6 protein-coding genes are annotated in these 4,162 nt (G+C 32.1%); 4 read left to right on the forward strand and 2 right to left on the reverse strand.

All coding sequences use genetic code 11. The annotated features are described in order from the left end of the window. Positions 1-97: 97 nt before the first annotated feature. Positions 98-343 (reverse strand): AbaSI family restriction endonuclease, encoded by a 246-nt coding sequence (locus ACVBAX_RS25165; RefSeq protein WP_447119668.1) that lies wholly within the window; start codon positions 341-343, stop codon positions 98-100. Positions 344-971: 628 nt separating this feature from the next. Here ACVBAX_RS25165 and ACVBAX_RS25170 point away from each other — a divergent pair. The 4 genes from ACVBAX_RS25170 (at position 972) to ACVBAX_RS25185 (ending at position 3,999) form a co-directional block, all read left to right on the forward strand. Further along, positions 972-1,298 carry a hypothetical protein gene (locus ACVBAX_RS25170; RefSeq protein WP_447119670.1) on the forward strand — a complete coding sequence of 109 codons (327 nt, stop codon included), beginning with the start codon at positions 972-974 and terminating at the stop codon, positions 1,296-1,298. Positions 1,299-2,307: 1,009 nt separating this feature from the next. Continuing rightward, entirely contained in the window at positions 2,308-3,084 is a 777-nt protein-coding gene (locus tag ACVBAX_RS25175; protein ID WP_447119672.1) for a rolling circle replication-associated protein, read from the forward strand. Next, complete coding sequence (locus ACVBAX_RS25180) at positions 3,068-3,259, forward strand: helix-turn-helix domain-containing protein (protein WP_447119674.1); 192 nt, start codon at positions 3,068-3,070, stop codon at positions 3,257-3,259. The genes ACVBAX_RS25175 and ACVBAX_RS25180 overlap by 17 nt, the downstream gene beginning before the upstream one ends. Beyond that, positions 3,256-3,999 (forward strand): hypothetical protein, encoded by a 744-nt coding sequence (locus tag ACVBAX_RS25185; protein ID WP_447119676.1) that lies wholly within the window; start codon positions 3,256-3,258, stop codon positions 3,997-3,999. The genes ACVBAX_RS25180 and ACVBAX_RS25185 overlap by 4 nt, the downstream gene beginning before the upstream one ends. 79 nt (positions 4,000-4,078) lie before the next feature. Here ACVBAX_RS25185 and ACVBAX_RS25190 read toward each other — a convergent pair. Continuing rightward, a partial coding sequence (locus ACVBAX_RS25190) for an IS3 family transposase (RefSeq protein ID WP_251524369.1) occupies positions 4,079-4,162 on the reverse strand: 84 nt, incomplete at its 5' end.

Genomic DNA, 4,162 nt, shown 5'->3' on the forward strand with positions numbered 1-4,162 from the left:
CCCAATCACAGAGAGTTTACTAGTATGAGAAGTTGTTGACAAGTGACTTTTTTATTTATCTAGCTCCGTAAGAACTACATAAATTAACTGCCGAACCCTACATTTTTATTCTGCCATAAACATCTTGATGATATGCTTCATCCACTTCTACCCCAATATGTAGCTGCGGGAAATAAAGATCCATCAAAGCATGGGTACCATTTTGTCGTTTAACGAATTGCTGGCTAACAGGTTTTATATCCATGTCGTTTAATTTATGCCAGATTGCAGTTAGAATATAATTTTCGTAGTCTTTCCTTTTGGTACGTGAAAAGGTCTTTATTAAGTAATCACGCTTATTCATCTATACACACCTTTTATTTAGAAATGGACCCCTCGGCCATTCTAGTTTTAATAATATATCCTCAATACCTATTTTCATAAATACCTGTTTTCTGTAATGGAATAAAAGTAGATTTCAATATCATTTATTTTCTTGTTTCTAGCCTTTTTCTCCAAAACTTAATTAAAACTGATTCATTTTTTCTTCTCAATAATTAGAGAAGTCTATGCCAATCTTCCTTTATACGCTCTAATACCCAACAACATTGAAATTATATCTGACCCTTCAGGTACATTTAATAACAAAAACCATAATAAAAATGAAATGCGTTTCATTTTAAAGTTTCATTTTTTGTATTTCATATACAATATACTCTAATAAATTAGTAGAAAATCTGTCACTCGGAGAATAAACACTCAAAAAAATTTATAATTATTTCGGTTTTAATGTAACACATTACTCTCTTATACTTAAACTACAAAGGATTGTTTATAGCTATATGTAAAATATCAAAATCAAAAAAGGAAAAGATGAAAAAAGTTCAAAAATTTTTCCTAACATTAAAAAAATTCTCTAAACAGTATAAACAGTTTCTCCTCTACATAGCCAGAAAAACTATAAACGGTCGAAAAATACAGGAGGTCCAATAATGTCAAACCAAATTCTAATAGAAAATATAAATAAGGAGCAATTATTAACTGAGTTTACTAATTTCAAAGAATTACATAAACGAGTAATCCCAACAGATCTTCACTCCTCACTTTCCACTAATAAAGATGAATATCTATCTTTTTATTTCCTTGTTAGGGAAATTTATTATCTTGATCGTACAGAGATATTCAAGAAATTCAATTTTTCACAGGAGGAAGAAATTTTTGTGACAGATGTTCTTAAGACTGCTAAAGAAAGCAAAGTTCCTTCAATGATGGCTCTCGCATACGAGCGTATAGGAATTCCAGGTAGGTCGCCACGCTGACCTCCCACATTACAATAGTTCCACAAAGTATGATGGACAAGTGATATTGTATCTCACTTGTCCGTTATACTCTTCTGCTTCCTTGCTAATTTCATTCTCAGCCCACAGTGCTTCCTATGCATAAGCTAGTTTCATTAAAAGAAAAAATTGTCTAAACAGAGTAACCATCCTCTAAGAGTGTGTACTCTAATTCCCACTCATCTTTACTGGCTAATCTAATTTGATACTTATATCCGTTAATATCAATAATGTTACTGTGTGTATTATTTATCCTCCAATATAACATTGAGTCACCTCGTATAATCCCCATACAAACATCATATCAACTTTCATATAATTGCTAAATAATGTAATTTATTAAAATTTTAACTTAATAAAAAAAACAGGCCTCCTATAAGGAAACCTGTCGCTACGGTAGTTGGCCACCGCACTTCATGCATAATTAATATACTTCAAATAATAAATTATGTAAATAAATTGAAGTGGACTAACACTAAAAAGTTCTTGAATTAGAATTTAAATTGAAACGGTAATTATGTAGCCCATACTGTAAACGATTAGAGATTAACGTCTTTATAATACATAATTTTAGAACACATCAATAATTGATGTAAGTTTACTGTTAATTTCACTTTCAGGTTGTCAATTGCATAACTTTTCTAATTGTTGTTCAGGCCATTCTCATCCCTAAATTACCATTGAAAATTAAAGGCATCCTTCCTTATTTTACGATATAAAGAGCTATCTTAAGTATTACAAAGAAATTGAAAGGAAATTTAAGCTGAGTAGAGTATTCACTGCTTAACCACTCTAAGACCAACAGTAATGCTTGAATATATCTGCAGAGGCAGTTGGTATTTACATGAGGATTATAGATAAAATAAGAGCAAGTATAATCCGTCAAAATTACTCCGGTATATAAGAATTAATTAACAATAATTAACAATAAATAACTTGATACATAGTGATTAATTTGACGAAAAACTGAATCTAACAAGTAGGAGAAAATATGAACTCGCCACAGTATACGAAAGCTATCATTAGTAACCAGCTAGTAGAAGTCACTCACCAGTCATTTCCCCCAGCAACGGGTAGAACATCTCAGGGAGGTCGAAAACCCTTCACAAATCAAAGTATGGATAACTATCAAGTAAACATGAAGAAAGGCATCAACCGTGCTCGTAAACAAATCAGGAGACTATTAGAATGTAACTTTACTAATCAATATACATTCGTCACACTAACCTTTACACCTTCTGGAGAAGTAGATGTCACTAACATCAAAAGGTGTAATAAAATGTTTGCTGACTTCAAAAAACGTCTTGCTTACTATTTAAGTACGAACAATCTACCAGATTTCAAGTATCTAGGTGTTACAGAGTTCCAAGATGAGAACCGGCAAGGAGCTATACATTACCATCTTGTGTGTAACCTTACAACCATAGCTTCAGACACTTTACAACAACTTTGGCAATATGGTTGGGTCCACAAAACTATCGCTAAATCTAATGCAACTGAAAATGAAAAGATTGCTTTCTATTTAAATAAAGGAATTACTGACCCAAGGCTAAATGGTTACAAACGATATTTCCATTCACAAGGTCTAAAAAAACCAATCACCCTTGAAATAAAGAATCCAAAAGAATTTTACAACCATCTTGATGAGTGCAAGCCAACTTTAACACACGGCGAAATCTATCACTCACCCTATACTGGTGAGACTAAATATGAACAATACTATTTAGATAGTGCAAAGGAGCTAATTGAATATGTACAAGAACTATGATGATTATGCAGAGATCCTTAATGTGGCAGACATCCAAGAAATACTAGGTATCGGCAGAAAGCAGGCTTATGAGCTTGCTCATTCAGGAAAATTTCATGTGATAAATGTGGGAAAACGCATCAAAGTGTCTAAAAACGTTCTAGTATCTTGGATTGAAGGAGCAAAACAGTCATGAAACAACAAACAAAATTAGTGCATTGTGGATCTACCATTTTTGTATATGACTTTTACAGCAGAGGAAACAAAACTAAAGAGTTAGGATTGGAACAAGGTTTCAACGGTAGAATTACACATATGAAAAGATTACTTTTAACTAACTTTGTAGATGATAGATTGCTTGCCACCTTCTATCTAAGGATACCTTTGAAGGAATATGAACAGGTGCAAAAACGATTGAACCTATTTGTCAAACACTTAAAAAAATCAAGCAGTCAGAATTCTATAAAATATCTAGCAGTAACAGAGACTTCATCTGACAAGCATCAAGAATATGCATATATACATCTTATTACAGATATAGAAATCGACCAGTTAACTATTTCTTTAAATGGTGATATCTTTGAAGAAACAGAGGAAGACTACTTTAAAAATCTTTGGGAGGATGAATTATGTATTAGTGTATTTTCTTCAGAAGAATTATTGGAAACCTTTATCTCAGCCTATACAAAGTCTCTGACAAGCAATATCCTTAGACAGTATCCAAAAAGCTTTCATGCTGCTCTCAAACAACCTTTAATATTGTGGAATGAAGAAGCAGAATCCTTTATTAAGAATCATAATCCAATAAATGATCGTCAGCACCTTTCAGATGAAATTTATGATGAAGTTGCAGGCTTTGTTAATGTAAATGAATATTCTCTTTCTGACACCAGCTCTTTCATCAGTGACTTCGACATTTTTATATCATGGAATTAAGCAAAATTATCCCACCTTTATAAAAAGGAACTACAATATTAAACTGGCACCTTTGTCAAGGACACTATAAAAAAAGAGACTAAGCAGCTAAAAGATGATTCCTAAATTGAATAGGAGTCATCTTTTTTAAATTCCATTGATAACGATAGTTGTTATAGTAAAC

This window comes from Robertmurraya sp. GLU-23 (genome assembly GCF_052983275.1).

Bases quoted from the DNA above. Each gene is read 5' to 3' on its own strand.
- ACVBAX_RS25175 (WP_447119672.1), top strand. From the start codon at position 2,308: ATGAACTCGCCACAGTATACGAAAGCTATCATTAGTAACCAGCTAGTA.
- ACVBAX_RS25170 (WP_447119670.1), top strand. From the start codon at position 972: ATGTCAAACCAAATTCTAATAGAAAATATAAATAAGGAGCAATTATTA.
- ACVBAX_RS25165 (WP_447119668.1), bottom strand. From the start codon at position 343: ATGAATAAGCGTGATTACTTAATAAAGACCTTTTCACGTACCAAAAGG.
- ACVBAX_RS25185 (WP_447119676.1), top strand. From the start codon at position 3,256: ATGAAACAACAAACAAAATTAGTGCATTGTGGATCTACCATTTTTGTA.
- ACVBAX_RS25180 (WP_447119674.1), top strand. From the start codon at position 3,068: ATGTACAAGAACTATGATGATTATGCAGAGATCCTTAATGTGGCAGAC.